This window comes from Ensifer sp. 4252, from assembly GCF_050434565.1.
In the GTDB taxonomy this organism is placed as follows: Bacteria; Pseudomonadota; Alphaproteobacteria; order Rhizobiales; family Rhizobiaceae; genus Ensifer.
The window spans coordinates 340,631-364,882 of sequence record NZ_JBNDIU010000002.1; the positions used below are offsets into that span (position 1 = coordinate 340,631).

Below are 24,252 nucleotides of genomic sequence, written 5' to 3' on the forward strand. Positions count from 1 at the left end.
TCAATGCTCATCTTTGCCCCACAAATAACTTGAGTATTAAAGTCCACTTAGTTATTGGCGACATGGTCGGTCAATGGCACTGTTTTAGAACAGTTCTAAATGCGAATGAGCACAAAACACCGGCTTCGAATATGCCCGAACGGTGTTTGAGGGAAACGACAGCAATGAAGGCTCAGACGCAGGCGGCCCCACCTCCGCGCGACCGCCAGACCGATATGCGCAAGTTGCGCCTGCTGCTCGCGCTCGATGCCCTGTTGCGTGAAAGCAGCGTCAGCCGGGCGGCCGCCAGCGTCGGTTTGCAGCCCTCCGCCATGAGCCGGTTGCTATCCCAGTTGCGCGACGAATATGGCGACCCGCTGTTCCTGCGAACCGGCCACGGCCTGCGGCCGACACCCCTTGCCGAAACGCTAAGACTGCGGGTGCGTGCACTTGCGGCGGAGACGGAAGCTCTTTTCGAACGATCGGGTCAGGGTGCCGCGACCATCGGACAGGAGCATAGCGGCTGGGAAGGGGCCGGGCTGATCGCGGCCCCACCGCTCGCCGTGCGACCCAGCCTGATGCTGGATGGCGAGCCGACGCCGGAAGCCTTTGCCGCCAAGCTTGCGCGGATCGGCGACGACGCAGCCCCGCAGCGCCGGCTGGCCCGCAGCATCGCGACCATCGGCACCGGAGCCGGCCGCAGCCGACCCCTGAGCGAGGCGGAAGCCGAAGATGCGCTGATGATCATCCTGGCCGGGGAGGCAGACCCGGTGCAGATCGGCGCCCTTATGGCGGCGCTGCAATATCGCGGTGCGACCGCCGTCGAGATCGCCGGCTTCGTGCGGGCGATCCGTCGCCATGTCGGCGCTGTCGCCACCGGCAGCGGTGGGGCAGACCTGGACTGGCCGTGTTATCTTTCGCCGAAGCTGAAGACCGCACCGTGGTTCCTGCACGCGGCAAGGCTGGTGGCAAGCGCCGGTTACCGCGTCATGCTGCACGGCCATTACGGCCAGGAGGGTGCCGAGCGCGGCAAGCTCGAAATCGCCGCCGCCCGCGCCGGGATCACCGTCTGCGCGTCGCTTGAGGAGGCCAATCTCGTGCTGGTAAAGACCGGGATCGCCTATCTGCCGCTACCGGCACTCTCGCCACAGATCTATCGCCTGCTCGGCCTCTACGGGCTGATGGAAATGCGCATCCCGCTTGGCTCCGCGGTGCATCTGATCAATCCAATGGGCGCGCGCACGAGCCTGCTTGGCGTCGCCAATTCCGCCGCCCGGACTCTGAGCCGGGATATCGCCCTGCTGCTCGGCGTGAGAGATCTGACGATCCTCGGCAACACGCGCGACCATGCGGAGTTCACCCCCTATCGCCAGACACTCTTGTTTCGCCTGATCGTCGGCGAGGCCGACGACCTCGTCGTTCCGGCCTTGCCGGCGCCACCCACCGAAGCGCGCACCGGCCTCAGCACCCGTGAATATTGGGAGGCGGTCTGGACGGGGGCGGCGCGCGACGAGCGGGCCGAGACGACCATCGTCACCACCGCAGCCGCTGCCCTTATCAGCCTCGGCAACTCCTCGGACTTCGAGGCCGCCTGCGAAACGGCGCGCACGCTGTGGGCGGGCCGATCGCGCCAGATGGCGCGATAGCCCCGCCTTGCCTCAGGCGGCCAGGCCCTTCTTGGCCAGCATGGCATCCGGGCTCGGCAGCTTGCCGCGGAAACCCTTGTAGGCGTCTTCGGGGTCTATCGAGCCACCGACCGAATAGACGTTGTCCCTGAGCTTGCGCGCCATATCGGGATCAAAGGGATTGCCAGTCTCTTCGAAGGCGGCAAACGCATCCGCGTCGAGCACTTCCGACCACATGTAGGAGTAGTATCCGGCGGAATAGCCGTCGCCGGAAAACACATGCAGGAAATGTGGGCTGCGGTGCCGCATGACGATCGACTTCGGCATGCCGATCTTTTCAAGCGTCGCCGCTTCGAGTGCCATCGGCTCACCTTGCATTTCCGCCGTGTGATAGGCCATGTCGACCAGAGCGGACGAGGTGAACTCGACCGTCGCGAAGCCGGAGTTGAAGGTGCGGGCGGCAAGCACCTTGTCGAGCAATGCCTCGGGCATCGGCTCGCCAGTTTGGTAGTGCACCGCGTAGCGCTTGAGGATATCCGGCACCGTCAGCCAGTGTTCGTAGAGCTGCGACGGCAGTTCGACGAAGTCCCGAGAAACACCCGTGCCGGAAACGGAAGGGTAGGTGACGTTGGATAGCATGCCATGCAACGCATGACCGAACTCGTGGAAGAGTGTGCGCGCGTCGTCGAGCGACAGCAGCGCGGGCTTGCCTTCGGCGGGTTTGGCAAAGTTGCAGACGTTATAAATGATCGGCAGTTCGCCGACGGTGCCGTTCTTCAGCGTCAGCTTGTGCTGAGACTGGAACGAGCTCATCCAGGCACCGGAGCGCTTCGACGAACGGGCGAAGTAGTCGCCGAGGAACAGCGCCACAAGTTTTCCGGCTGCGTCGCGGATCTCGAAGACGCGCACATCCGGGTGGTAGCCGGCGATGCCCTTCTTCTCCGTCGCGGTAATGCCGAACAGGCGCCGGGCAACGTCGAAGCAGGCGTCGATGATCTTTTCGAGCTGCAGATAGGGCTTCAGCTCGCCTTCGGAGAAGTTGAACTTTTCGGCGCGCAACTTTTCCGCATAGTGGCGCCAGTCCCACGGCATGACGTCGTGATTGCGGCCTTCGGCCGCGACCAGGGTGGCAAGATCAGCCTCTTCCTCGCGGGCACGGGCAACCGCCTTTTCCCAGACCTGCATCAACAGGCCGTTCACGGCTTCCGGTGTCTTGGCCATGGTGTTGTCGAGCTTCAGCGCCGCATAGTTGGCATAGCCGAGCAGCTTGGCTTTCTCGGCCCGCAGCGCCAGCGTTTCGGCGATGTGGCTGCGATTGTCGGTTTCGCCGCCATTCTCGCCGCGGGCGATCCAGGCGCGGAAAGCCTGTTCCCTGAGCTCCCGATTGTCGGAGAAGGTCAGAAACGGCTCGATGATCGAACGCGACAGCGTCACAGCATATTTGCCCTTTTCGCCGCGGTCGCTGGCGGCAGCCGCCATGGCGTCGCGCAGGAAGTCCGGCAGGCCAGCCAGATCCACTTCGCTTTCAAGGAACAGCGCCCAGCTCTTCTCGTCGGCCAGCACGTTCTGGCCGAACTTGGCGCCGAGGCCGGCAAGCGTCTCGTTGATCGCCGCCAGCCGCTCCTGCTCATCCTTCGCGAGCTTCGCACCGGATTTAACGAAACCCTTCCAGTGCCGCTCCAGTACCCGCGTCGCTTCGAGGTCGAGACCGAGGTTTTCCCGGTTTTCCCAGAGCGTGTCAATCCGCTTGAACAGCGCGGCATTCATGCCGATCCTGGAATAATGGCGGGACATTTTTGGCGCGATGTCGCGCTCCAGCGCCTGGATGGTTTCGTTGGTATCGGCGCCGGCCTTGTTCCAGAAGATCGAGGAGATGCGCGACAACTCATCGCCGGCAATCTCAAGCGCAATCACGGTGTTGTCGAATGTCGGTGCCTCCGGGTCTCCGGCGATTTCGTCGATCTCCGCCTCATGCGTCCTGAACGCCGCTTCGAAGGCCGGCGCAAAATCCGTGTCCTTCACCAGGTCGAAGCGGGGCAGGCCCTCATGTCCGGTCCAGGTCGTCAGGGCAGGGTTGAGCGGGGTGCTGGCGGTCATGAAGGATCCTTTCGCATGCGGATGCCGGCCAGAAGCCGGGGAGGGAGCGCCCGCGAGCCAGAGGCATGCCGGGCGGAAGAGCTTGAGGTGGTTGCTGGCAGCCTTGACGTCAAGGCTTGCGCAAACCGAGAAGGCCGGGGGCGGCGTGCCACACGGCCTGGACGGCAAAGCCGATGAACAGCAGGCCCGAAAGCCGGACGATCGCCAACTCATGGCGGCGATAGAAGCGCCGAACGACGGACGCACCGATGATGACGATCAGGATCAGGTCGGCAACGAGAAAGCCGATGAGCGAGACGCCGAGCAGCATCGGCAGGGTGTCGAATTCCAATGCGTTGGCGGAGCCGGCGAGCAAAGCGGTAAAGGTTGCGAGCGCCACCGGATAACCCTTCGGGTTGGTCAGGCCGAAGATCAGGCCGCGCCGGAGCGGCTTCTCTACGGTGATCAGCGCCCGGTTATCGCCTTTCGGTCGGGCACGCAGCGCCGTCCAGCCGATCCAGCCGAGATAGAGGCCGCAGAAGAGACCGAGAATATCGAAGACCGTCGTGCCGACCGAACGTGCGCCGATGATCGCAACCAGCGCCAGCCCCGACCAGAGGATATCGCCGGCGAGGTGTCCGCCCATGAACAGCGCGCCTGCCTTGCGACCCTGGCCGGCACCGATGCCGAGCAAGGCGAGAAATGCCGGCCCGGGAATGAGCGTATAGGAAAGGGCGGCGAGAAAGGCACCGATCAGCAGCGTCTCGGACATGGCGGGTCCCCGGTTGTGTCAGTGTCCATTCGATCCCCAGCCGGCGATTCCGTCAAGCGGAAAGGCAGCCCCTGAGGGAATGGGGAGACGAGAACTGCAAGGGGGCAGCAGGATTTCCAGGCGCGCGGGTTGCTGCGCGAAAATCGGAAGGCGCCAGCGGCAAGACAGACTTCTACCGAAGGGTGGCGGCATGCAGCGACGCGAAGAAGCGCGTTCTAGCGACGGGAGCCGCTCGCTCGGCGGTTGCCGAAGACGAGGGCTTTGACACTGGCGCCGAGAAGCGTCGTGATCTCGTGGGTGAAACTGCGCATGGTCTTGATCCTTTTCCGTGTGTGCGGGCGTTGCGGCTTCAGGCCGTGGACGTGAGAATTCCACCCTTTCGGCGTGTGCGCTGTTTCTCCGGGAACCGGCGTGGGACAGGGATGTTGGCGCACAATTCTTTCGTCGCGATCATTTCCCTCGATACGAAGTTGCGCTAAGACGCGCGCGAGTTTTCCCCGCGAGAAGGACCTTCCATGACAGTGCGCAATCTCTTCCTTCTGCCCGGCGACGGCATCGGCCCGGAAGCCATGGCGGAAGTCCGCAACATCATCGCCTACATGAATGCCGAGCTTGGTGCCGGCTTCGTGACCGATGAAGGCCTTGTCGGCGGCTCGGCCTATGACGCCCACGGCCAGGCGATTTCGGAAGGGGACATGGCCAAGGCGCTTGCCGCCGATGCGGTACTGTTTGGCGCCGTCGGCGGTCCGAAATGGGATGCCGTGCCTTATGATGTCCGTCCGGAAGCCGGTCTTCTCAGGCTGCGCAAGGATCTGCAACTGTTTGCCAACCTGCGCCCGGCCATCTGCTATCCGGCGCTTTCCGCCGCATCGTCGCTGAAGCCGGAACTGGTCGAGGGTCTCGACATCCTGATCGTGCGCGAGCTGACCGGCGGCGTCTATTTCGGCGAGCCGAAGGAAATCATCGATCTCGGCAACGGCCAGAAGCGCGGCATCGACACCCAGGTCTACGACACCTACGAAATCGAGCGCATCGCCGGCGTCGCCTTTGAGCTGGCACGCACCCGCAACAACCGCGTCTGCTCGATGGAAAAGCGCAACGTCATGAAGTCGGGCGTGTTGTGGAACCAGGTGGTGACCGAAACCCACAAGGCGAAATATTCCGACGTTGGGCTCGAGCACATGCTGGCCGATGCCGGCGGCATGCAGCTGGTGCGCCAGCCCAAGCAGTTCGACGTCATCGTCACCGACAACCTGTTCGGCGACATGCTCTCGGATGTCGCAGCGATGCTGACCGGTTCGCTCGGCATGCTGCCTTCAGCCTCGCTCGGCGCACCGGATGGCGTCACCGGCAAGCGCAAGGCGCTCTATGAGCCGGTGCATGGCTCGGCACCGGACATTGCCGGCAAGGGCATCGCCAACCCGATCGCCATGATCGCCTCGTTTGCCATGTGCCTGCGCTACTCCTTCAACCTCACGAAGGACGCCGACAATCTGGAGAAGGCGATCGCCACCGTGCTCGACAAGGGCATCCGCACCGGCGACATCATGGCCGAAGGCGCACGCCAGGTCGGAACCGTCGAGATGGGCGAAGCCATCCTCTCCGAATTCAAGGCTCTTTCGGCCTAATTGGCGAAAAGGCACCGCTCGGACGGCGCCCCCCAATTTTCCACCACACCTCCGGAGCGATCCGGAGGTGTTTTACGTTGGGCCGTCTTGAATTTGGCGGCCGAACCGACACATGCAGGCAAATTCCGTGAGCAGGCGGTGCCGGGACACACCGCACCTGACGCAGTTTGCGAAAGCGAATAGACGCATTGCGCAGGCAGACCGTTTGGAAAGGCAACCATGAACCGACCACTCGCATCAACCGGATGGATCCTTGTGACGACACTGATCCTCGTGCTCGCCCTCATTCCGCTCGATCCGTTTCTGTCGACGCGGGCGCAGGCCCTGCCCGAGAGCATCATCGCCTTCAACCGCCTGATCACCGACTTCGGTACCTTCGGCTGGATGATCTCTCTCTCGGGTTTTATGCTTGCCGTCGCCTTCATCCTGCGGCGTGCGGTTCGACAGGCGCTGCTTCAGCGCAAAGCCCGCACCGTGCGCAACCTTGCCGCCTACTTCTTGCTGACGATCGGCACGGCCAGCGTGCTCGTGCATGCGCTGAAGTTCCTGATCGGGCGGGCAAGGCCCGAGCTTCTGGTCGATCTCGGCGCCTACAGCCTGACGCCGTTTACCGGCGACACCCTGTTCGAGAGCTTTCCATCGGGTCATTCGACGGCAGCGGGCGCCTTTTTCGGCGTCTTTGCCATGCTCTTGCCGAAGCTTCGGCCGTTCTTCTTCGCGCTGGCGCTGGTGATCGGCGTCTCGCGCGTCATCGTCGGCGCCCATTACCCGAGCGACGTTGCCGCCGGACTGCTGCTCGGCCTCTGGACATCCATGATGGTGGCGTTTCTCTTCGCCAAGCGCGGCTGGCTTTTCCGAGCCGATGAGGGAGGCTGGCCCATCCCCAAACGGTCGGGCTCACGCCCATAAAAAAGCCGGCGCGGAAGACCGCGCCGGAGTCAGGAGAGCCGTGATGCCTCTCGGGGAAGTGTTTACTCCATCGCGTGGATGTCGCGGTCCTTGGTTTCCGGCAGGAACAGCATGCCGATGACCAGGGTGATGCCCGCAAAGACGATCGGGTACCAGAGACCGTAGTAGATATCGCCCTGGGCCGCGCTCATCGCGAAGGCCGTGGCCGGCAGCAGACCGCCGAACCAACCGTTGCCGATGTGGTAGGGCAGGGACATGCCGGTGTAGCGAATGCGGGTCGGGAACATTTCGACCAGCAGGGCGGCGATCGGGCCGTAGACCATCGTCACGTAGATGACGAGAACGGTCAGAACGGCGATGATCTTCGTCCAGTTGACGTTGGCGGGATCCGCCACCATCGCGAAGGTGCCGCCCTTGGCAATCGTGTACACGGCCATTTCGGTGGCGGTGCCGACTTCGTCCTTCGTCAACAGCTTGTCAGCGACGAGCTTGTCGGCCGGAACCATGGTCTTTTCGCCACCGCGAACGGCAGCGGCATCAAGGGCCAGTTCCGGGTTGGCGGCAACGAAGCCATCGAGCTTGGATTCCGGAACCTTCGCCGCACCACGAACCAGCGGATAGCCGGCATCGTGAAGCGCCATGTTGGTCTGCTTTTCGAAGGCACCGTTTGCAGCCTTGGCACCATCGCCTGCGGCGACCGCATCGTAGCTGTTGATCGTGGTTTCGCCGATCTTGACCGTTGCCGGCGTACCGGCGGCTGCCGTCGTGACGACGTCATAGGGCACCGAATTCTTGGTGAGGAACGCGGTTGCGATGTCGCACGAGGTGGTGAACTTCGCCGTGCCCGTTGGGTTGAACTGGAATTTGCAATCGCCGGGGGCTGCAGTCACCGTCGCGCGGACGGTTGCCTGAGCTTGGGCGAGTGCCGGGTTACCGGCCCAGGTCAGAGCCTTGAACAGCGGGAAGTAGGTGAGCATGGCAAGCAGCAGGCCGGCCATGATGATCGGCTTGCGGCCGATCTTGTCGGAGAGCCAGCCGAAGAGCACGAAGAAGCCCGTACCGATCAAGAGCGAAGCTGCGACCATGATATTGGCCGACTGGCCGTCCACCTTGAGCACGCCCGTCAGGAAGAACAGCGCATAGAACTGACCGGAGTACCAGACGACGGCCTGGCCGACGACGGCACCAAACAGCGCCAGAAGCGCGATCTTGGCATTCTTCCACTGGCCGAAAGCTTCCGACAGCGGTGCCTTGGAGCCCTTGCCCTCTTCCTTCATCTTCTTGAAGGCCGGCGATTCGTTCATCTTCAGGCGGATCCAGACGGAAACGCCGAGAAGCACGACCGAAACCAGGAAGGGAATGCGCCAGCCCCAGGCAGCGAAGGCTTCCTTGCCCACCAGGAACTGGACGAGCAGGATCACCACCAGCGACAGGAACAGACCGAGAGTCGCCGTCGTCTGGATCCAGGAGGTGAAGTAACCGCGGCGTCCGTGCGGCGCATGTTCGGCCACGTAGGTTGCAGCACCGCCATATTCACCGCCGAGCGCCAGGCCCTGCAGCATGCGCAGGGCGATAAGCAGGATCGGTGCGGCAATGCCGATGGAGGCAGCGCCAGGCAGGATGCCGACCAGGAAGGTCGACAGACCCATGATCAGGATCGTCACGAGGAAGGTGTACTTACGGCCGACGAGGTCGCCGAGGCGACCGAAGACCAGAGCGCCGAACGGGCGAACCAGGAAGCCCGCAGCAAACGCCAGAAGCGCGAAGATGTTTCGCGTCGTTTCCGGGTAGGAGCTGAAGAAGGTCGCGCCGATGTAAACGGCGAGCGAACCGTAGAGATAGAAATCGTACCATTCGAACACGGTACCAAGCGACGAGGCGAAGATGACCTTCTTCTCCTCGCCGGTCATCGGACGTGCTTTTGCGTCGTCCGCTGTCGCGACATTTGCCATTTTGTTTATCCTCCACTCCAAAACAGCCCATTGGAGCGCCCATTGGCTGGCTCGGACATTCCTCCCTTGAACGTCCGAACGTGGTGCGCCTGATCACAGGATGTCAGAAAAGAAGGGCCGCAGGCAGGGATGCTTTCGGCTTATGACTTTCGTCTAACAAGCCTAGGGGATCTCAGGCGCGAAGGGCTGCCGCCGGCGATTGACGGTAGGCGAGCATGGCTGGAAGAACGGCGAGGCAGGCGGCGAAGGCGAGAATGGCAGAGACAAGAAACCCGTCGCCGGCAGCAAACATGACGGGCATGGCAACGCCGCTCTCACTGGAAAGATATCCGGCTATGAACTTTGCGGCACCGAAGCCGAGCGCGAAACCGAGCAGCACACCGGCCGCGATCAGAGCAAACAGTTCGCTCCAGACGATGACAAACACCACCGTGCGCGGCGCGCCGAATGCCCGAAGCGCCCCGATCTGCCGTCGGCGTTGGGCGACGTGGAGGATCGTGACGAGCAGGATCGCGGCTGCGACCAGAACCTGGGAGCCCGTCGTTACCCCCACGAGCACCCGCTTGGCATCGCCAAGCGTCGCATAGAGGTTCGTCAGCACCTCGCCGGGAAAAACCGCCAGCGTCTTGTTGCTGCGGTAGTCCTGCCGGAGCTTGTAGGCGTCGGCGATCGACTTCGGTTTGACGAGGATCGCGGGCAGGCCGGGCGTGGCCTTGCTCCAATCCTCGACGAGTGCAGCGCCCGCATCGATATGCGGGTGATCCGCCTCGGTACCGGACGCGGTCTCGACATGGGCGTGGTCGTCGTGGCCATCGGCATCGTCGTGGTCGGCTGCTTCCATTCCATGCAGCGCCCAGACCGCCTGCATCGGCACCAGAATGGCGCGGTCCCAGGCGGTGCCCGTGGGCTTGAGCCGCCCGACAATGCGGTAAGAGAGTTCCGTGTGGGCGTGGCCGCCGAGTTCGGCAAGTCCATGGGTCGGCTTGACTGTATAACCGAGCGGCAGGTCGACGGCCGCGCCGGCAACCGCCTCGCCGAGGACGGTAAAGACACGCCCCTCGGCAAGCTGTTCGAGTTCGCTGACCAGCCCAGTGGAGGTACCGACGACGGCATAACCGCCAAAGCTGTCGCCAAAACCGACCGGCGCTGCGGAGGCGACGCGCGGATCGGCAAGAAGTCGCGGCAGAACGGTGCCGTCCATCAGAGGCAGCGGCGAGGGCTGAAGGAAGATCGATGACAGCACGAGCTGCGTCTCGCTGCCCGGCGCCCCGATCACGAGGTCGAATTTGTCGGCTGCGCGCGCGCTGCCGAGCCGAAGCGCACGCTCCTGCAATGTGACGGCGACGCCGAGCGCCGTCGCCAGCGCAACCAGAAGGACGACGACGAGCGAGCCGGCCCAGAGACGCCGCAGATCCGCAAGGATGAAGCCTATCATGCCGCGCGCTCCTCGATGAGGCCGTCTTCGACGATGCGCCCGGCGGCAAGCCGGATGCGACGGTCCATACGCCGCATAAGCCCCAGGTCGTGCGTCGCAACGATGAGGGTGCAGCCGCTTTCGCGGGAAAGCTCGAGCAGTAGGTCACAGACGGTCTCGCCGGCCTCGCTGTCGAGGCTGGCGGTCGGCTCGTCGGCAATGACCACGCCGGGCCTGCGCAACAGGGCGCGGGCAATCGCCACACGCTGCATCTCGCCGCGCGACATGGTTTCAATCATCTGGGTCGGGCGGACGAGGTCGACGCGCCGCAGCAGATGTTCCGCGTGCGCGCCGACATCACGGGTCATGGCGCCGGAAAGCCTTGCTGGCAGCAGAACATTTTCCAGCGCGCTGAGGCCGGGGAAAAGGTGAAAATCCTGCAGGACGAGGCCGATGTTTGCGCCGCGCCAGCGATCGCGAGCGCCTTCGGAGAGCGTGCAGATGTCGACATCGCCCCAGATGATGCGGCCCTGGCCGACCCGCTCGAGCCCGGTCAGGATGCTGATCAGCGTACTCTTGCCGGACCCGGACGCACCGGTGAGCGCCACACGGCTGCCGGCGGCGACGCCGAGGCCGTCGATCGCAAGAGCCGGCGCTGCGAGTCCCGGAAAGCTGACACCGACCCCTTCGAGCTGAAGACCAAGCATGCGCTAGACCGTGTAGAACTGGGATGAGCGCAGGCGCAGCAGGCTGACGAACCCGGTCTCCGGGTCTGTCCAGGAGCCGACCTCCAGCGTCCCGTGAACCTCGATCGTCTGGCCGGGCGGCACGAAGGTCTGCTTCTCCCCGAGATAGACGACGACGATATTGTCCGGCCAGTCGGAATCCGACGAACAGAAAGGGCAAAGCGCCATCGGAATTTCCGTCAGCACGAAGAACGCCGCCTCTGCCTTGAGCGGCGGCGCCATGAAGCCGCGCATGCGGACGTCCTGGCCGGCAAGGCTCTTCACCTTTTGCGAGAATTCGAGACCGAGCACGCTCACCTTGCCATAAAGCTCATCGAAGGTGAGGCTGGCGTCGGCCAAGGCAGCGCGCCCGTCGAACGCAACAGCCGCGCCGGCGATCAGGCCGAGCACGGCCCGACGGCTCAAGGACATGGGTGTCGGTAGGGTCATCGTCTTATCGCCAATAGTGCCCCGGCAGCGCATGGGCATGATGAGGCCGGGAATGAACGTCAGCATGAAGCCTCCTCCCCGTTTTCGGGGAGGAGGCAGGGTTCAAATGATCAGTTGGTCTGCTTCACGCCGAGAGCAAGGGCGTCGACGAGGACGCGATAGACGTCGCTCTGCTCCATGTAGCCCCTGAAGCCTTCGCTGCCCGGGCCTTCCGACTGCAGGACGACATCATCGACCGTGTGCTGGCCGGTGCTTTCGTCCTTCGGCAGAATGCCGACGCGCAGGACCGCGCCTGGCATGTCCTTGTAGGCTTCGTTGGCGACATACTCGTCCTTCTCGTTCTTTACCGCCGGTTCGAACGGGCCATCCAGCTTGGGGCTGAAGGTTTCGTAGTAGTCGGGGAAGTTGGAGACGAACATCGCCAGACGACGGCTCGCATCGATCTTGTCGGGGAAGCCGTCCTTGTTCTCGTCGGTGTAGTTCGGGAAGCCCGCCGAAGCGCCGGTCTTGACCTTGTCGCGGCCTTCCTTGGCCTCGACGGTGTCATCGATGATGCCGAGCAGCGAGACGCCGTGGGTATGGTCGCCGGTAACAACGACCAGTGTATCCGGGTTGTTCTTCGCAAACTCGCGGGCAACGCCGACCGCCTGGTCGAACTCGATGGTCTCGACGACGGCGCGCTCCATGTCGAGCGGATGGCTCATCTTGTCGATCGAGGCGCCCTCGACCATCAGGAAGAAGCCGTTTTCGTTCTTCGACAGCCTGTCGAGCGCCGTCTTCGTCATGTCGACGAGGCCTGGCTGTCCCGGGAATTTTTCGACCGTGCCCTTCTTCAGGAACTCGCGATCAAGCGTCACGTCCATGTTACCGGTGTGGAACAGGCCGAGAAGCTTGCCATCGGCGGGCGCATTGGCAAGCTCGGTCTTGTCGGTCGCAAGCGCATAACCGGCTTCCTGGAAAAGCTTGATGTAGTCCTGGTTGTCCTTGCGCTTAGAGCCGGGCGTCTCCTTGCCGAGGAAATAGGCCGAGCCGCCGCCAAGAACGACCTCCGGCTTGACGTCGTAGATCATGCCGACGATTTCGGCTTTGTCGTTGCGGTTGCGGGTGTGGGAGACGACGGCCGCCGGCGTGGCGTCCTCGATTTCTGAGGTGGTGACGAGGCCGATCGACTTCTGCGTCTGGCGGCGAAGCGCTTCGGCGATGGTCTCGACCCGCGGATCGTCGAGGCTGTCGGGCGTGCGGTCGCCATAAACGCCCACCGCGTTGATGACGGTCTTGTGGCCGGTCATATAGGCCGACATGGTGTTGGCGCTGTCGGTGTCGATCGAGTTAGTCGCCGACGTGCCGATGAAGGCCATGCGCTCGAGATCGTCCATGTTGAGGCGGCCATTGGCCTTACCCTCGGTCATGCCCTTCGACATGATGCGGGCGGCGGTGCGATGCGCGACCGAAAGGCCGTCGCCCAACAGGAAGATGACGTTCTTGACCTTCGGCTGCTCGGCCGTGGCAAAGACGTCCCAGGTCACGGTCTTCGTCTGCTCTCCGGCCGTCACTTCGACCCTGTAGCTGCCGGGTGCGCCGATGATTGCATTGCGCAGCAACAGCGCCGAGCCGAGTTCCTTGTCTTCCTTGCCCTTTTCCATCGCGACATAGGCGGCTTCGGCGCCGAGCGCTGCCTTGTAGTCCTGGCCGTTGACGGTCACCTTGATGTCTTCCGCCTTGACGGCGCCCTTGAGCTCGACCTTGAAATCGAACGGAGAACCGGCAAGTATAGTTGCGCGATCAATAGGATAGACGTCCGCGGCCTGGGCTGCGTGGGCCAGAACCGTTGTGGCAAAGAGGGTGGCAAGAAGCGTGCGCATGGCAATCGTCCCTTTGAGGTGTCGGATTGCGCGGTCGTAACGCGATGACAGCGCCATGACATTTGCGATCACGTTTGCCGGCGCCAAGCATCGCACGCTTGACTCGCCGATAGAAACAATTATTAGGAGCCTCGGAAAGGAAGGCATTCCATGCTTCGCCGCGAACACAACTTCGCTGACAGCAGCGTCCTGGTAGAAATCGCCGGGCGGAATATGCGTTTTCCAGCTTCCTTCAAAACAACGGCCAAAACGACGACGAAAACCGTCTGACGTCTCTGGCCCTCCGCTCTCTCCCCGGTTTGGCCGGGGACAGGAACCCTCGCGGCGGATCGCGCGGCTTCCCCCTCCACCCGACGAGGAGAGACAGAAAGAGAGAGCTTAGATCATGGGTTTCAAGATTGCAGTCGCAGGCGCCACCGGCAATGTCGGCCGGGAGATGCTGAACATCCTTTCGGAACGCGGCTTTCCCGCCGATGAAGTGGTTGCCCTTGCTTCCGCCCGTTCCCAGGGCACGGAAGTTTCCTTCGGCGACAAGACGCTCAAGGTCAAGAACCTCGAAAACTACGATTTCTCCGATACCGATATCTGCCTGATGTCGGCCGGCGGCGCGGTTTCGCTGAAGTATTCGCCGAAGATCGGCCAGCAGGGTTGCGTCGTCATCGACAATTCCTCGGCCTGGCGCTACGACGCCGAAGTTCCGCTGATCGTGCCGGAGGTCAACCCGGACGCGATCTCGCTCTTCACCAAGAAGAACATCATCGCCAATCCGAATTGCTCGACCGCCCAGCTCGTCGTCGCGCTGAAGCCGCTGCACGACCACGCCAAGATCAAGCGCGTCGTCGTCTCGACCTACCAGTCGGTGTCCGGCGCCGGCAAGGACGGCATGGACGAACTCTTCAACCAGACCCGTGCGGTCTTCGTTGCCGACCCGATCGAATCGAAGAAGTTCACCAAGCGCATCGCCTTCAACGTCATTCCGCACATCGACGTCTTCATGGAAGACGGCTACACCAAGGAAGAGTGGAAGGTTCTGGCTGAAACCAAGAAGATGCTCGACCCGAAGATCAAGGTGACCTGCACGGCCGTGCGCGTTCCGGTCTTCATCGGCCATTCGGAATCGGTCAACATCGAGTTCGAAAACGAGATCACCGCTGACGAGGCACGCGATATCCTGCGCGAAGCACCGGGTTGCCTGGTCGTCGACAAGCACGAGAACGGCGGCTACGTCACGCCTTACGAGTGCGCCGGCGAAGACGCGACCTACATCTCGCGCATCCGCGAAGACGCAACGGTCGAAAACGGCCTCAACATCTGGGTCGTTTCCGACAACCTGCGCAAGGGTGCGGCACTCAACGCGATCCAGATCGCCGAGCTGCTCATCAACCGCGGTCTGATCCGCGCCAAGAAGCAGGCCGCCTGAACAAACAGACGGTAAAGCACAAATAAGAACCCCGCCTGGCCCGTTGTCGGCCTGCGGGGTTTCCTGTTTCACGGATCCGTGTGCAAGATTGATCGGATTCACGTGAAATCATTACAGCGCCGCGCGTCCATTTAGACGCGCAAAGGTCGCTGTAACACTTTGAGTTGCTGCATAATTTTGCCCTTAAATCGATTCCGATTTAAAGGAATTATGCAGTAGAGAATTTCCGCCAATGAGGGGCGGGTGACAGAGCCGGCAAAGGCTGGCATCTTTGTAACGGCAATCAGATTGGGCAATGACGGGGTATTTCATGCACACGGCAAAGTGCGTAGCGATTGGGCTTGCGGCCCTGATTTCAACGGCGATCCTTCCGGCGACCGCTTCAGCGGCACAGTGCGGCAACGACGGCAGCGGTTTTGCAGCCTGGTTGACGCAATTCAAGCAGGAAGCAGCCGGCAACGGCATCAGCCCTGCAGCGCTAGACAAGGCGCTCTCCGGCGTTGCCTACAATAAGGCGACGATCCGCGCCGACCGCGGCCAGAAGAGCTTCAAGCTCTCTCTCAGCCAGTTCATGCAGAAGCGTGGCGGTCAGACGATCATCTCGCGCGGCAAGAAGATGAAGGCCCAGAATGCGGCGCTCTTTAACAGCATCGAGCGGCGTTACGGAGTGCCGGCCGGCCCGCTGATCGCCATCTGGGGCATGGAAACCGGCTTTGGCGGCTTCATGGGCAAGGAGCATACCCTCTCTGCCGTTTCGACGCTCGCCTATGACTGCCGCCGCTCCGACTACTTCACCAACCAGCTCTATGCGGCGCTCCAGCTCGTCCAGCGCGGCGATCTGAGCCCGGCCGCACGCGGCGCTGCCCACGGTGAAATCGGACAGACCCAGTTCCTTCCGGCAAACGTTCTGAAATACGGCGTCGACGGCGATGGCAACGGCCATATCGACATGGTCCGCTCGAAGGCCGACGCGCTTGCTTCGACCGCGAACTTCCTGCGTGGACACGGCTGGCAGCCGGGCGCCGGATATCAGTCGGGACAGGCCAATTTCGGCGCGATCCAGGGCTGGAACGCCGCCAGCGTTTACCAGCAGGCCATCGCCATCATCGGCGCCGAAATCGACGGCGACTGATCGCCACTATCAGCGATTTGCAGATGACGAAGCCCGGTTCAAAAGACCGGGCTTTTTCGTTGATGCCGATCACATGCCGGGACGGGCAAAATCGCCGGTCTTCGGATCCATCACCCAGAGCTCGCCGGTCGAGATGTCGAACCAGGCACCGTGAAGCTGGAGCTTGCCCTTCGATTCGAGAATCTGGACGCAGGGGAAGGTGCGCAGGTTGGCGATCGAGTTGCGGATGGAGACCCGCTCCAGCGCGCGCTGCCGCTCGGCCTGGGTCATCACGTCGTTGCTCTGGATCTGTTCGGCGGACGGTTTCAAGAGGTGCATCCAGCGACCGATGAAGTCGCCCGGCGACAGGGGTTCGGCGTCCAGATCGAGCGCAGCCTTGATGCCGCCGCAGCGTCCATGGCCCATGACGACGATATCGCTGACGCGCAACGACTGGACGGCAAATTCCAGCGCTGCCGACGTCGAATGATAGTGTCCGTCCGGCTCGTAGGGCGGCATGAGATTGGCGACGTTGCGCACGACGAAAAGCTCGCCCGGACCACTGTCGAAGATCGTCTCGGGCGCTGCCCGGGAGTCACAACAGGCAATGACCATGGTCTTGGGCTTCTGCCCGCTGTCCGCCAATGTCTTGTAACGCTGCTGCTGTTCGCTGAAGCGACCATTCATGAAGTTATGATAGCCGTTCAGAAGGTGGTCCGGAAAACGCTGCATATCCATCGGTTACCCCGCTGCTGTCGAGAGTTCAATCCACCAAGCCATCCGACGGCGAGCCGTGAACAGCTTCTTCTATTTCCGGCGCATCTGGCTCGGATGCAGCAAACGCCGCATCTGCACCATCGCCATGGGTGTCGAGAGACTGGACGCATCCTGTTCCAGCGTCAGTTCATCGGCGCCGCGCTTGACCGTGCGCGCGATAATTTCGAAAACACTGGCTGTCGCCATCTGAAGCGCGCGCTCCTCGGAAAGCCCATCCAGCAGCCGCGCCAGGAACACCGCCGCCAGCAGATCGCCCGTGCCGTTCGGCGGGTTCTCGATCAGCCGGTGTTCAGCGAGCAGCGCATGATTGCCAGAGAGATAGAGATTTCCCGTGCCGCCGTTCATCATCGGGATCGCCGAGGTGACCAGCATGCGCGAGGGACCGAGCCCAAGTGCTGCATCAAGGATTGCCGCATTGGTCTCGAGCGTCGCACCGGCAAGCCAGGCCAGTTCGAAGCGGTTGGGCGTGGCGAGGCTTGCGAGCGGCAACAGCCGGTCGCGGATGGCGATCGCCGTCGCTTCGGGCACGTAGAGCCCTTCGGCATCACCGATGACGGGATCACAGGCATAGACGAGATCCGGATTGCGGGCGCGCAGGGCCGTCACCAGCCGAGCAACGCCGTCCGCCTGGTCTGCCGAACCGAGATAGCCTGACAGCACCGCCCCGACCTCGCCGGCCCAGGGCGCCTGAGCCAGATCGTCGATCACCGACTGGAATTCCGCGTCCGGGATCGTGATGCGCGTCGAACGGCCATGGCCGGGATGCCAGGGCAGAATGACGGTCGGCAGAGCCCAGACGGGGTGGCCAAGCGTCTCCAAGGCAAAAACGACCGCCCGATTGCCGACGGTACCTCGGACCACATGACTAGAGATGACAATGACGGCGCCAGGCAAGGAGGGCATTTCGGGCATCAGCCAGTCCAATCCTTCGATTTGAACTCTGATCACCGACTGTCACCGCCATGTCAACAGGCTATGGCAGACAGGCTCCGCACGAGCCGCTGGCGTTTTCGTGCTTTTTCACCGAAATTCGAGCAATTTTTGCCAATTCGCCTTCGATTTAAATGGATTTAAGCTGTTTTCACGCGAGATTCTCCGATTTTAGGCTCGGTTTTGCCGAAATCGTCATAAAAAGCGGTCGCCATTAGCCAAGGTTCTGATAGGGTCTAGCCTATCATGAATGGGAGAAACTTCATGGGCGTGAAATACAATCCGAAGCGGGACAGACACATCGACGCAGCGAAGGCGGCCGCCCTCAAACTGGGCACCGACGCGCTGGCGCCGGAGATCCTCTTCGGCGGGGCCAGCAACGACGACCTCGATCTCTATTCGGCGGACATGCTGGCACTGACGGCGGCCCATGCGAGAAGCGAACTCGCGCGCTGGGACGGCGGTAAACCTCAGGTTTCGGTTGAAACGGTGCCCGGCGTTGCGCCTGGCGGCACCGAGGTTTCGATCATTGCCGTAACCGAACACAACATGCCGTTCCTCTATGATTCGGTCATGGGTGAGGTGACGACCACGCACCGCGACATCCATCTCGCCATCCATCCCATTCTCGTCCAGGAGCCGGGCAAGCCCGTCAAGCTGTTCGACCCGGACGAACCGAGCGATCCGGCGCAACGGATCAGCCACATCCAGATCCACCTGGACAAGCTGACGCCGACGGAAGCGCAATCGCTGAGCAACCGTATCCGCGATGTGCTCGAACAGGTTCATCAGGCCGTGCACGACTGGCCGGCGATGACAACGCTGCTTGACCACGCGATGAAGGAGCTCGAGGACTATAGTGCCTCGCGCAAGAAGAGCGACCGCGACGAAGCGCTCGCCTTCCTTCGCTGGCTCAGGGACAACAACTTCACCTTCCTCGGCATGCGCGAATATACCTATTCGGGCAAGGGCGGGAAGGCGACGGTCGAGCGCGGCAAGGGCAGGGGCCTCGGCATCCTTTCCAACCCCGATGTGCGCGTGCTGCGCCAGGGCAAGGACGCGGTTCTGACCACACCGGAGATCCTGGCCTTCCTCGAAAGCCCGGATTTCCTGATCGTCACCAAGGCCAATGTGAAGTCGGTCGTGCACCGCCGCGCCTATATGGACTACATCGGCGTCAAGCGTTTCGATGCCGACGGCAATGTCGCCGGCGAGCTGCGCATCGTCGGCCTGTTCACCTCCTCGGCCTACACCCGCCAGGCGGCGGAAATTCCGCTGCTGCGCCACAAGATCGAGAAGATCGTCGACCATTTCGGCTACGACCCGCAGAGCCACTCCGGCAAGATGCTCGATAACACGCTCGAATCCTACCCGCGCGACGATCTCTTCCAGATCGACGTCGGCTTGCTCGCCGCCTTCTGCGAACAGATCAACGAGCTGGGCGACCGTCCGCGCATCCGCGTGCTGCCGCGCATCGACCATTTCGACCGTTTCGTTTCGGTCATCGTCTTCGTGCCGCGCGAACAATATGATTCCGATGTTCGCGAGAAGATCGGGGACTATCTGAAGACGGCCTATGACGGCCGCGTTTCGGCCTACTACCCGGCCTTCCCCGAGGGTGGTCTGGCGCGCGTGCACTTCATCATCGGCCGCACCAGCGGCAAGACCCCGCGCATCCCGCAGGCGAAGCTCGAAGAGGCCGTACGCGGCATCGTCACGCGCTGGATCGATCGCTTCGACCTGCTTGCGCGCAAGGACGGCATCGAGCTTAGCGTTGGCGGAGCCTATCAGGCAGCTTTTGCACCGGCCGAGGCCTATGCCGATCTCGCCGATATCGCCGCCTGCAAGGCGGAAGATCCGATCCGGATCTCGTTCTATCACTACAACCGCCCGGTAAACCGTCCGGACACGGCGGAGCTGAAGATCTTCCACGCCGGCGAGCCCGTATCGCTTTCGCGCCGCGTGCCTCTGCTCGAAAACCTCGGTTTCCGCGTCATCAGCGAGCAGACCTACGATCTCAACGTCGGCAAGCACGGCGAGGACAAGCACCGCGTCGTGCTGCACGACATGGAACTGATCCACCGCGACGGCCTTGCACTTAATCTCGACAAGTCGGGTGCGGCGCTCGAGGAAGCCTTCCTCGCCGCCTGGAACGGCACGATCGAGGACGACAACTTCAACAGGCTGATCCTGCTCGCCGGCTTGAACGCCCGCGAAGTGACGGTGCTGCGCGCCTATTCCCGCTACCTCCGGCAGGCCGGCATCACCTATTCGCAGGGCTATATCGCCGACACGCTGAACAAGTATCCGGCGATTGCCGCCGATATCTTCAAGCTGTTCGTCACCCGCATGGACCCGGCGATCGAGGAAAAGCCGCGCGCCAAGAAATGCAACACCCTGATCGCGTCGATCGAAACCGCACTGTCTTCGGTACCGAGCCTCGACGAGGACCGGATCCTGCGCCGCTACGTCAACGCGATCGAAGCGACGCTCCGGACCAACTACTTCCAGACGGACGCCGACGGAAAGCCGCGCGCGGTGCTTGCCTTCAAACTTGATCCCAAGCGGCTCGAAGGCCTGCCGGAGCCGCGTCCGTTCCGCGAAATCTTCGTCTACGGCACCGAAGTCGAAGGCGTGCACCTGCGCTTCGGCAAGGTCGCCCGCGGCGGCCTTCGCTGGTCCGACCGGGCACAGGACTACCGCACCGAAGTGCTGGGCCTGGTCAAGGCACAGCAGGTCAAGAACGCCGTCATCGTGCCCGTCGGCGCCAAGGGCGGCTTCTATCCGAAGCAATTGCCGGTCGGCGGCAACCGCGACGAGGTGTTCAAGGCCGGAACCGAAGCCTACAAGACCTTCATCCGCACCATGCTGTCGGTCACCGACAACATCGTCGGCCAGGATGTCGTGCCGCCGGCCGACACGCTGCGCCGCGACGGTGACGATCCCTATTTCGTCGTTGCCGCCGACAAGGGCACGGCGACGTTCTCCGATACCGCCAACGGTCTCGCCCAGGAAGCCGGCTTCTGGCTGGACGACGCATTTGCTTCGGGCGGATCGGCCGGTTACGACCACAAAAAGATGGGCATCACCGCCCGTGGCGCCTGGGAAACCGCCAAGCGTCACTTCCGCGAGATGGACATCGACATCCAGACGACCCCCTTCACGGTTGCCGGCGTCGGCGACATGTCGGGCGACGTGTTCGGCAACGGCATGCTGCTTTCGGAAAAGATCCGGCTGCTTGCGGCCTTCGACCACCGCGACATCTTCATCGATCCGAATCCGGATACCGATGTTTCCTTCACCGAGCGCAAGCGCATGTTCGCCCTGCCGCGCTCGAGCTGGCAGGATTATGATCGCAAGACGCTGTCGGAAGGCGGCATGATCATCTCGCGTGCCGAAAAGTCGGTGACGCTGACGCCGCAAGCCATGGCAGCGGTCGGTATCGACAAGCAGAAGGCGACGCCGTTCGAGATCATGAACGCGATCCTGAAGAGCCAGGTGGATCTCCTCTGGTTCGGCGGCATCGGCACCTATGTGCGCGGCAGCAACGAGACGGATGCCGAAGTCGGCGACCGCGCCAATGACGCGATCCGCGTGACCGCCGAAGAGGTTCGTTCCCGTGTCATCGGCGAGGGCGCAAACCTCGGCGTGACCCAGAAGGGCCGCATCGGCTTTGGTCTGAACGGCGGCCGCTGCAACTCCGACGCCATCGACAACTCCGCGGGCGTCAACTCTTCCGACGTCGAGGTCAACATCAAGATCGCGCTTGCCTCGGCGATGCGCGATGGCCGCCTGACCCGGCCGAAGCGCAACACGCTGCTGGCGTCGATGACGGAAGAAGTCGGCCATCTCGTACTGCGCAACAACTACGAGCAGTCGCTGGCGATCTCGCTCACCGAACTGCAGGGCGCCGGCAACCGCACGACGCTCGGCCGCTTGATGACGCGGCTCGAGGCCGACGGCCATCTCAATCGCAAGGTCGAGACGCTGCCGACCGACCAGGCCATGACCGAGCGCTATCAGGCGGGCAAGCCGCTGACGCGCGCGGAGATCGGCGTGCTGCTGTCCTACTCCAAGCTGGTGCTGTTCGACGAGCTGATTGCCAGCGAGCTTCCCGACGACCCGTATTTCACGGCGACACTGGAACGCTACTTCCCGGGCAAGATGCGCAAGACCTATGCCGGCGACATCCATGGCCACCGGCTGCGCCGCGAGATCATCGCGACGGTTCTGGCCAACGAAACCATCAATCGCGGCGGCCCCGCCTTCGTCTCGACCTTGACGGATGCGACCGGCTTCCTTTCGGCAGACGTCGTCAAGGCGGCGGTTCTGGCGCTCGATGGCTTCGATCTGCCGCGGATCTATGACGAGATCGACGCCCTGGACAACCGCATCAGCGGTGGACTCCAGAACGCGCTCTACCAGGAAGTCGGGCGCATCTTCGCACTCGTGACGGAGCGTGCCCTGCGCACGCATGCGGCAACAGGGTCGGTTTCTGAAGCTGTTACGCGCTTGCGCGACGGGCTGCAGAAGCTCCGCAGCACCATGCGCACCGCGATTTCGGGCGAAACCGCCGACGAAGCTCGGGTGAAGACCGCAGCCTTCATCGACGGTGGCGTGCCGGAGAAGCTGGCGGACGAGATCCTGGAACTGGCGCTGATGACGCTCGTGCCCGAAATCATGCAGATCGCCGCGGAAACCGGTGAAACGCTGAGCCGTACGGCACAGGGCTATTTTGCCGTGACCGAAACGCTGCGGATCAACCGCCTGCTGGCGGCAGCCGACCGCGTGCCGGCAACCGAACAGTTCGAGGCTATGGCGCTGTCGCGCGCGGTCTCGGATATTGCCGGTGCCAGACGCGATATCACGGCAGCGGCCTTGCGCGAGCAGAAGAGCGAGCGCAATCCGGTGCAGGCCTGGCAGGAAAATGACCGCGAACGCGTTTCACGCGCCGGCGGCCAGCTGACGCTCCTGACCGAGAAGGGCGAGACCACGCTTGCCAAGATCACCGTTGCTGCGGGTCTGCTCAACGACCTTGCACGCGGCAGGGCGAAATGACACAGTCCGCCCCGGACTAGCCCATTGGACCGGAGCACTTCCGGTCTCGATTGGCGAGATGTGACGATCTTTCTGCGCCGCGCGTTCACCTGAACGCACGGCGCAGTCATTTCCGGGAGGGGCAATTGGCGATTTCGGCGGACAGGGCTGCAGGCAAGCCGGCAACGACACGTCGCGGCATTGCCGGATGGATGCTGTTCGACTGGGCGGCCCAACCTTTCTTCACGGTGATCACTACCTTCATCTTCGGCCCCTACTTCGTCGCGCGACTGACGGAAGACCACGCCCAGGGCCAGGCGCTTTGGGGCTACACGCTCACCATCTCCGGCATCATCATCGCCATTCTTTCCCCGGTTCTCGGCTCGATCGCCGACGCCACCGGACCGCGCAAGCCGTGGATCGGCTTTTTCGCCGTCATCAAGATCGTATCGCTGGCGATGCTCTGGTTTGCCGCCCCCGGCTCGCCGATCATCTACGCCGTCATCTTCATGGTGCTTGCCACCGTCGCTGCCGAATTCTCGATCGTCTTCAACGATTCGATGATGACACGGCTGGTGGACGAGAAGGACGTCGGTCGGATCTCCAACATAGCCTGGGGGCTCGGCTATCTCGGTGGGATGATCGTGCTCATCGCCGTCGTGGCGCTACTGGCCGGAAATCCGGAAACCGGCAAGACCGCGCTCGGCATCGATCCGCTGTTCGGGCTCGATCCGGCAAAGGGCGAGGACGCGCGCATCACCGGCCCGATATCGGCGCTCTGGTATCTCGTCTTCATCATTCCGATGTTCCTGTTCACGCCCGACGCGACGAAGGCGAGCATGTCGCTCGCAAAGGCGACCCGGACGGGACTGCGCGAGCTGAAGGGTACGCTCGGTGAACTCAGGCAGAGGCCGGGCATCCTGCGCTTCCTCATTGCCCGCATGATCTTTCAGGACGGCGTCAACGGTCTGCTGGCGCTGGGCGGCACCTTCGCCGCCGCGATGTTCGCCTGGCAGACCATGGAACTCGGCATCTACGGCATCATCCTCAATGTCGTCGCCATCGGTGGATGCCTCTATGCCAGTAAGCTGGACGCGCGCCTCGGTTCAAAAACCATCGTGATCGCCAGCCTTGTCTGCCTGATCATCGCCACGCTCGGCATCGTCTCGACCGGCCCGGGCTTCACTTTCTTCGGTCTACTTCCCCTGCCGACGGACGATTCGGGCGGTATCTTCGGTACGGCTGCCGAGAGGGCCTATATCGTCTACGGGCTGCTCGTCGGCATCGCCTTCGGGCCGGTCCAGGCCTCTTCCCGCTCCTATCTGGCGCGCAGCGTCAGCATCGACGAAGCCGGCCGCTATTTTGGCCTCTACGCCCTCTCCGGCCGGGCCACCTCGTTCCTCGCGCCTGCCTCGGTCGCCACCATCACGCTCATGACCGGCTCTGCCCGCATCGGCATGATGGCGCTGGTGGCATTCCTCGTCGTCGGCTTCCTGATCCTGCTGCGCACGCCTTATCCGGCAAACCGCAACGCATGAAAAAGCCGCCGTGCGGGTCGCACGGCGGCTCTGCAAAGGCTGCTTGA

Annotated in this window: 16 protein-coding genes; 7 read left to right on the forward strand and 9 right to left on the reverse strand. The window is 62.9% G+C overall.

The features are described 5' to 3' along the window. Positions 1-164 precede the first annotated feature (164 nt). On the forward strand, positions 165-1,625 hold the full coding sequence (locus tag ABIE33_RS08515; RefSeq protein ID WP_429123839.1) for a glycosyl transferase family protein: 1,461 nt from the start codon (positions 165-167) through the stop codon (positions 1,623-1,625). 12 nt (positions 1,626-1,637) lie between these two features. Here ABIE33_RS08515 and ABIE33_RS08520 read toward each other — a convergent pair whose 3' ends face one another. Both ABIE33_RS08520 and ABIE33_RS08525 read right to left on the reverse strand, forming a co-directional pair. Continuing rightward, positions 1,638-3,701 carry a M3 family metallopeptidase gene (locus ABIE33_RS08520; protein ID WP_429123841.1) on the reverse strand — a complete coding sequence of 688 codons (2,064 nt, stop codon included), beginning with the start codon at positions 3,699-3,701 and terminating at the stop codon, positions 1,638-1,640. A 109-nt stretch (positions 3,702-3,810) separates the two neighbouring features. After that, positions 3,811-4,452, reverse strand: a complete 642-nt coding sequence (locus ABIE33_RS08525) for a LysE family translocator (RefSeq protein ID WP_429123843.1) — start codon at positions 4,450-4,452, stop codon at positions 3,811-3,813. A 515-nt stretch (positions 4,453-4,967) separates the two neighbouring features. Between ABIE33_RS08525 and leuB the strand changes: the two genes are divergently transcribed. Continuing rightward, positions 4,968-6,080: a 3-isopropylmalate dehydrogenase gene (gene leuB, locus ABIE33_RS08530; protein ID WP_429123845.1), complete on the forward strand. Its 1,113-nt coding sequence runs from the start codon at positions 4,968-4,970 to the stop codon at positions 6,078-6,080. A gap of 219 nt (positions 6,081-6,299) precedes the next feature. Next, positions 6,300-6,989 carry a phosphatase PAP2 family protein gene (locus ABIE33_RS08535; protein WP_429123847.1) on the forward strand — a complete coding sequence of 230 codons (690 nt, stop codon included), beginning with the start codon at positions 6,300-6,302 and terminating at the stop codon, positions 6,987-6,989. 62 nt (positions 6,990-7,051) lie between these two features. On the opposite strand, the gene ABIE33_RS08540 is transcribed toward ABIE33_RS08535, so the two are convergent. The 5 genes from ABIE33_RS08540 to ABIE33_RS08560 all read right to left on the reverse strand — a co-directional run bounded on the left by ABIE33_RS08540 (position 7,052) and on the right by ABIE33_RS08560 (position 13,392). Next, positions 7,052-8,941, reverse strand: coding sequence for an MFS transporter (locus ABIE33_RS08540; RefSeq protein ID WP_429123849.1), 1,890 nt, complete (start codon positions 8,939-8,941; stop codon positions 7,052-7,054). A gap of 172 nt (positions 8,942-9,113) precedes the next feature. After that, positions 9,114-10,376, reverse strand: a complete 1,263-nt coding sequence (locus ABIE33_RS08545) for an ABC transporter permease (protein WP_429123851.1) — start codon at positions 10,374-10,376, stop codon at positions 9,114-9,116. Beyond that, on the reverse strand, positions 10,373-11,062 hold the full coding sequence (locus tag ABIE33_RS08550) for an ABC transporter ATP-binding protein (RefSeq protein WP_429123853.1): 690 nt from the start codon (positions 11,060-11,062) through the stop codon (positions 10,373-10,375). Before ABIE33_RS08550 ends, ABIE33_RS08545 begins: the two co-directional genes overlap by 4 nt. 3 nt (positions 11,063-11,065) lie before the next feature. Then, positions 11,066-11,530 (reverse strand): hypothetical protein, encoded by a 465-nt coding sequence (locus ABIE33_RS08555; protein WP_429124052.1) that lies wholly within the window; start codon positions 11,528-11,530, stop codon positions 11,066-11,068. A gap of 110 nt (positions 11,531-11,640) precedes the next feature. Next, positions 11,641-13,392 (reverse strand): alkaline phosphatase, encoded by a 1,752-nt coding sequence (locus ABIE33_RS08560; protein ID WP_429123854.1) that lies wholly within the window; start codon positions 13,390-13,392, stop codon positions 11,641-11,643. Positions 13,393-13,777: 385 nt separating this feature from the next. Between ABIE33_RS08560 and ABIE33_RS08565 the strand changes: the two genes are divergently transcribed. Together ABIE33_RS08565 and ABIE33_RS08570 are read left to right on the forward strand one after the other, a co-directional pair. Continuing rightward, complete coding sequence (locus ABIE33_RS08565) at positions 13,778-14,812, forward strand: aspartate-semialdehyde dehydrogenase (RefSeq protein WP_053251133.1); 1,035 nt, start codon at positions 13,778-13,780, stop codon at positions 14,810-14,812. 310 nt (positions 14,813-15,122) lie between these two features. Further along, complete coding sequence (locus ABIE33_RS08570) at positions 15,123-15,944, forward strand: lytic murein transglycosylase (protein ID WP_429123856.1); 822 nt, start codon at positions 15,123-15,125, stop codon at positions 15,942-15,944. A 69-nt stretch (positions 15,945-16,013) separates the two neighbouring features. Here ABIE33_RS08570 and ABIE33_RS08575 read toward each other — a convergent pair whose 3' ends face one another. Together ABIE33_RS08575 and pdxY are read right to left on the reverse strand one after the other, a co-directional pair. Continuing rightward, positions 16,014-16,661: a carbonic anhydrase gene (locus ABIE33_RS08575; RefSeq protein ID WP_429123858.1), complete on the reverse strand. Its 648-nt coding sequence runs from the start codon at positions 16,659-16,661 to the stop codon at positions 16,014-16,016. A 69-nt stretch (positions 16,662-16,730) separates the two neighbouring features. Continuing rightward, positions 16,731-17,612: a pyridoxal kinase PdxY gene (gene pdxY, locus ABIE33_RS08580; RefSeq protein WP_429124054.1), complete on the reverse strand. Its 882-nt coding sequence runs from the start codon at positions 17,610-17,612 to the stop codon at positions 16,731-16,733. A gap of 282 nt (positions 17,613-17,894) precedes the next feature. Between pdxY and ABIE33_RS08585 the strand changes: the two genes are divergently transcribed. Together ABIE33_RS08585 and ABIE33_RS08590 are read left to right on the forward strand one after the other, a co-directional pair. Beyond that, positions 17,895-22,688, forward strand: coding sequence for an NAD-glutamate dehydrogenase (locus ABIE33_RS08585; protein ID WP_429123860.1), 4,794 nt, complete (start codon positions 17,895-17,897; stop codon positions 22,686-22,688). A gap of 125 nt (positions 22,689-22,813) precedes the next feature. Beyond that, positions 22,814-24,205: an MFS transporter gene (locus ABIE33_RS08590; protein WP_429123862.1), complete on the forward strand. Its 1,392-nt coding sequence runs from the start codon at positions 22,814-22,816 to the stop codon at positions 24,203-24,205. The last annotated feature ends 47 nt before the right edge of the window (positions 24,206-24,252 follow it).